We start from the raw sequence: 4,732 nt of genomic DNA, 5'->3' as shown, positions 1-4,732 counted from the left end.
GTAATCAGCCAGGCCCCGTTTGAATTAACTGAATTGACCTGAAAACCACGTGGGGTTCTATAATAATCGAAATATTCTTTTACAAATTGTGGTTCATCGCCTTTCAATGTTTCCGGTAAATTTCTCGGACCATCTGCAGGTTTTCCGGCTTCGGCATCCTTCCAACGTTGCTCGCTTAAATTTTCCAGCGTTTTGGTTCTTTGCTCAAGCGTCACAACATCATTGTATCCCCTCGATATTACTCTGGTCATATCGTACAAACTTGTAGTGGCAACAGCTTTCACTCGTTTGTCAATCGCAGTTGCATTCAACGCAAAACCTCCAAATCCACAAATCCCAATGATGCCGATTTTGTTTCTGTCTACATTTTTCTGTAATCCCAGAAAGTCAATTGCGGCACTGAAATCTTCGGTGTTGATTTCCGGTGAAGCTACATTTCTTGGTTCGCCACCACTTTCACCGGTGTAAGATGGATCAAATGCCACAACAGCAAAACCACGTTCTGCCATTTGATTGGCATACAATCCTGATGATTGTTGTTTTACTGCTCCAAAAGGTCCGCCGATTGCCAATGCCGATAATTTTTTGGTTCCTGTATTTTTTGGAAGGTATAAATCTCCGCTTAATGTAATGCCATATCGATTTTTGAAGCTTACTTTTTGACGGATTACTTTATCGCTGAGTTGGAATGTATAATGTGCTTTTGATGTATTCATTTTTTCTGAATCTGATTTTACTTTTTGTGCAAATAATTGTCCTGTTGCCAGGAATAGTATTGCGATTGCTAATGCTTTTCTCATTTTATTTTGATTTATTTTTTATTAATTGAATATTGCTCATCTGTTACGGCTTCCTTCCAGTTTACAATGCCTTTTTCGGTATTTGGAACGATGTACAGCTGCTGCAAACCTACATCAGCACTCGCTCCGTGCCAATGCCTTACATTTGGTGGGCATTTTACGACACTTCCTTTTTTGATGATTTCAACAGGCTGTCCTTCGATTTGATGATAGCCCACTCCGTCGGTAATAATGAGGATTTGGCCCGCAGGATGACTGTGCCAATGGCTTCTGGCACCGGGTTCGAAATATACATTGCCAACTAATGTATTGTAAATGCTATCTGAAGCAACCAAGCTGGTAGGATAAGCACTCCCGGTAAAGGTTGCGCTCGAGCCTTTTTCTCCCCTAGGAAAAATTTCGGTTAGTGCGCTTTTATCATTTTTCATATTTTCTTTATTTTGATTGTTGCAGGATAGTGCTGTCAGTGAGATAGATATCCATAGCAAAGTGGGCTTATAGCTACTTTTCATTTTATGCTAATTATTTTCAAATTTTACGATCACATTTCCGCTACCCAACGCCTGGGCAAGCCCGGTAGGATTGTCTACATATCCAAGTTTTGTATAACTGTATGAGCTGTTGAAATTTTTATAAAAAAGCACCAAAACATTGTTTTCGTAAAGCGTTAGGTCACCAACTTTTATATTACCTCCAACTATAGCATTTGTAGGCAGCGGGCTGGGAAAATCGTAGTATTTTTCATTGTCATTTAGTTCAGTCATATTTATGGTAAGTGGCAGCCTGGCTTTAAATGCAGCTGCACTTGGGTTGTCATATAATACTGCTGTAAAAACTGATGAGCCAATTGTAATTTTCATTTTAGTTGTATTTGATGACGTATCCCGGGTTTCCGCTTGTACAGGATTTTCATCCTTGGAACAGGCGTTAAGTTGCATACCAATCATCAGAACCAGAATTATAGCTTTCATTTTCATCGTTAATCATCTTAAGGTTGAATAGTTTTAATGAACTTTGCCGGAATTCCACCCACAACTGTATTGTCAGGAACATCTTTTGAAACTACTGCTCCTGCTGCAATTACAGCATTTTCTCCAATGGTTACACCTGGTAAAATAGTCGCACTGGCGCCAATCCACGCGTTTTTTTTGATGTGAATGGACTTGCCTATCAGTCCGTTTCTCTCCTGAGGATTTAATGGATGATTTTCTGTAATGAGGCTGACTTTCGGACCAATTAAAACATCATCTTCAATGGTTATTCCGCCCAATGCCAGAAAGGTGCAGTCGAAATTGATGAATACGTTTTTGCCAATGTTAATGTGCCTGCCATAATTAATGTATATCGGCGTGAAGACGGTAACATCCTGAATTTCTTTATTTAGAATTCCGCTCAGTATTTTCGAGATTTCTTCAGGATTGGAGGAATTATTCATCTGAATAAGCAATTCTTTCACTGCGAATGCTTCTTCCCTCAATCTGCCTATTTGCGGATCGGTGGGAAGTATGGTTTCACCAGCTAATAGCCGCTCAAAAATATCTTTTTGAGATGGCAAAGAACCAGGAATAGGGTTTGAATCTGACATCGTATTTGGAGTTGATTATCAGCTACAAAGTTAGCCCTGTCTTTAGGCAAGATAGTAACGATTATCAAACCAATGATTAAGAAAATCAAACTTCTGCTAAACGAAATGCAGTAGGATTGGTTCCGGTAACTTTTTTGAAGAAATTGTTGAAGTAGGTGGGGTAGTCGAATCCTAGCGCGTAGGCGATTTCTGAAATGCTCCAGTCGGTGTGTTGCAAAAGTGCTTTTGCTTCTGTAAGAATTCGATCGGTAATATGGGTAGTTGTTGATCTTCCGGTTACTTCTTTTACTGCACGATTCAGGTAATTGATATGTACATTCAGATGCTGTGCATACTGTTGTGCAGTTCTTAGCTGAAGCGGATTTGCAGTAGTTTCAATTGGAAATTGTCTTTCCAGCAACTCCAGAAAAACAGAAGTTAATCTCGAGGAGGCATTTTTGTTTTTCTCGTAACCTTCCGAAGGTTCCATCTTCAGTGATTCGTGGATAATCAGGCTGATGTAATTGCGAATCAACTCATCTTTAAATACATAATCACTTTCTTGTTCGGTAATCATTTTCTGAAAAATGGTGTTGAGAAATGTTCTTTGCTCTTCGGTTATTTTCAAAACAGGCGTTCCGCCGATTTTAAAAAAGGAAGATTGTTGCAGGCTTTCAGATCGTTCGGAATTTTTAAAGAATTCTTCCGAAAAAAGAATGGTATAGCCAACATAAGCCGTAGAAATGGTTTCCCAGGAGTAAGGGATGTGCGGATTTCCAAAAAAGAGAATCGTTCCTTCCTGCTCGTAAGTTTTATCTGAATAGTGAATCCTGCTTTTTCCAGTCGTTAAGCAGATTTTATAGAACTCCTTTCGGCTATAGGTACGGGTGTCAGCAGTGTCTTCTTCTATTTGAAATGCTTTAAAACCTTGCAGTTTCAGCTCATTGTTAAACTTAGAAATTGCTCTTGTTACCTTCTCTTTCATTTAACAAAATTAAGAAATTCAAATATATCTATCGGGGTTCGCCATTTTATTTTTAAGAAGCCACATAATGTATTAGCGGTAATTCAGCAGGCCAATTCGAAGCCTCTACAACAGTAAAAAGCAATCTTCCGTAAAAATGTATCACATCTTCCCACTTCTGTATAACTAACCTAAAGTGTCCTTGTCTCATCTTTGCTTCATCGTTTAACAAAATAAAGATTATAATAATGAGTAAGACAATTCTAATTACAGGAGCATCGTCAGGATTTGGACTAATGCTTGCGAAAAACCTTCATCAGAAAGGTTTTAATGTTATCGGCACCAGCCGTGAACCACAAAAGTACCAAGAGAAATTCCCTTTTAAACTACTAAAGCTTGATATTGATGATGACAGTTCAATTCGATCCTTTGCGGAACAAATTGCAAATGAAACCAAACAGTTAGATGTTTTGGTGAACAATGCAGGCTTTATGGTTACTGGTATTGCAGAAGAAACGCCTATAGCTGTTGCAAGGCAACAATTTGAAACTAATTTTTGGGGAACAGTAAAAGTGACCAACGCTTTATTGCCTATTTTCAGAAAGCAAAAATCCGGGCAGATCATTACCGTCAGTTCTATAGTTGGTTTGATTGGCCCACCAAATTTATCTTATTATTCTGCTTCGAAACACGCTGTGGAAGGGTACTTTAAATCATTGAGGTTTGAATTAAACCCATTCAATATTAGCGTTAGCGTGGTTGAGCCTGTTTGGTTCAAAACTAATCTTGGACACAATTCGATTGCATCAACAGGCAATATTGCCGACTATGATGCATACAGAAAAAAAGTAGATGCAGCAACGCAAAAAGGTATAGACGAGGCGCAGTCACCCGAAGTTGTGGTTTCAAAAATCACCAAATTAATTGAAGCTAAAGAGCCGAAATTCAGTAACCCCGTAGGCAAAATGAGTGGAATGATTGTCTTCCTGCAAGCCTTTGCCCCGAAAATGTTTGAGGGCTCTATCCTGAAAAGTGTAAAATAATGATGAACAACCAATAAAAATCTCAAGTTATTTATAATGAAAGCCGAAAAAATAATTACCCACGCAGAAATTACTGTAATACCTGAGGTGATGCAGGAAGTTTTACCACAAGCCAGAGCCACAAGGGAAAAAATATTGTTGGAAGAAGGTTGCGAGACATTTATTTTAACAACTAAAAAAGAAAGTGAGAACACATTAGTTATTTTTGCAGTGTACACATCGCAACAAACTTATGAATGGCATCTGGAGCAGGATTATGTCAAAAGTTTCTTTAATTTTTTAGATGGAAAACTGAAAACTGTACCAGTGGTGACTTATCTGAAGGAGGTTTGAAACAGGGTAAAACAATAATTACTTTATT

The 4,732-nt window shown here is 38.4% G+C and carries 7 protein-coding genes; 2 read left to right on the top strand and 5 right to left on the bottom strand.

The genetic code is table 11. The features are described from left to right. The 5 genes from AC1DPQ_RS18135 to AC1DPQ_RS18115 all read right to left on the bottom strand — a co-directional run. A partial coding sequence (locus AC1DPQ_RS18135; protein ID WP_477610442.1) for an alpha/beta hydrolase occupies positions 1-800 on the bottom strand: 800 nt, incomplete at its 3' end. Positions 801-811: 11 nt separating this feature from the next. Then, a complete protein-coding gene (locus AC1DPQ_RS18130; protein WP_477579924.1) occupies positions 812-1,228 on the bottom strand; it encodes a cupin domain-containing protein in 417 nt (138 codons plus the stop codon). A 90-nt stretch (positions 1,229-1,318) separates the two neighbouring features. After that, positions 1,319-1,771: a cyclophilin-like fold protein gene (locus tag AC1DPQ_RS18125; RefSeq protein WP_477579925.1), complete on the bottom strand. Its 453-nt coding sequence runs from the start codon at positions 1,769-1,771 to the stop codon at positions 1,319-1,321. A gap of 17 nt (positions 1,772-1,788) precedes the next feature. Further along, positions 1,789-2,385, bottom strand: coding sequence for a sugar O-acetyltransferase (locus AC1DPQ_RS18120; protein WP_477579927.1), 597 nt, complete (start codon positions 2,383-2,385; stop codon positions 1,789-1,791). A gap of 85 nt (positions 2,386-2,470) precedes the next feature. After that, positions 2,471-3,349 carry a helix-turn-helix domain-containing protein gene (locus AC1DPQ_RS18115; protein WP_477579929.1) on the bottom strand — a complete coding sequence of 293 codons (879 nt, stop codon included), beginning with the start codon at positions 3,347-3,349 and terminating at the stop codon, positions 2,471-2,473. 227 nt (positions 3,350-3,576) lie between these two features. On the opposite strand from AC1DPQ_RS18115, the gene AC1DPQ_RS18110 reads away from it, so the two are divergent. Together AC1DPQ_RS18110 and AC1DPQ_RS18105 are read left to right on the top strand one after the other, a co-directional pair. Next, positions 3,577-4,371 (top strand): SDR family NAD(P)-dependent oxidoreductase, encoded by a 795-nt coding sequence (locus AC1DPQ_RS18110; RefSeq protein WP_477610441.1) that lies wholly within the window; start codon positions 3,577-3,579, stop codon positions 4,369-4,371. Positions 4,372-4,407: 36 nt separating this feature from the next. Further along, entirely contained in the window at positions 4,408-4,704 is a 297-nt protein-coding gene (locus AC1DPQ_RS18105; protein ID WP_477610440.1) for a putative quinol monooxygenase, read from the top strand. Positions 4,705-4,732 lie beyond the last annotated feature (28 nt).

The sequence above is a fragment of the Pedobacter sp. 01T416_2 genome, from assembly GCF_056398925.1.
This window is presented reverse-complemented; position numbering and strand designations above follow the sequence as displayed.

Excerpts from the sequence above, each read along its gene's own strand:
- AC1DPQ_RS18120 (WP_477579927.1), bottom strand. The coding sequence starts at position 2,385 with ATGTCAGATTCAAACCCTATTCCTGGTTCTTTGCCATCTCAAAAAGAT.
- AC1DPQ_RS18125 (WP_477579925.1), bottom strand. The coding sequence starts at position 1,771 with ATGAAAGCTATAATTCTGGTTCTGATGATTGGTATGCAACTTAACGCC.
- AC1DPQ_RS18115 (WP_477579929.1), bottom strand. The coding sequence starts at position 3,349 with ATGAAAGAGAAGGTAACAAGAGCAATTTCTAAGTTTAACAATGAGCTG.
- AC1DPQ_RS18105 (WP_477610440.1), top strand. The coding sequence starts at position 4,408 with ATGAAAGCCGAAAAAATAATTACCCACGCAGAAATTACTGTAATACCT.
- AC1DPQ_RS18130 (WP_477579924.1), bottom strand. The coding sequence starts at position 1,228 with ATGAAAAATGATAAAAGCGCACTAACCGAAATTTTTCCTAGGGGAGAA.
- AC1DPQ_RS18110 (WP_477610441.1), top strand. The coding sequence starts at position 3,577 with ATGAGTAAGACAATTCTAATTACAGGAGCATCGTCAGGATTTGGACTA.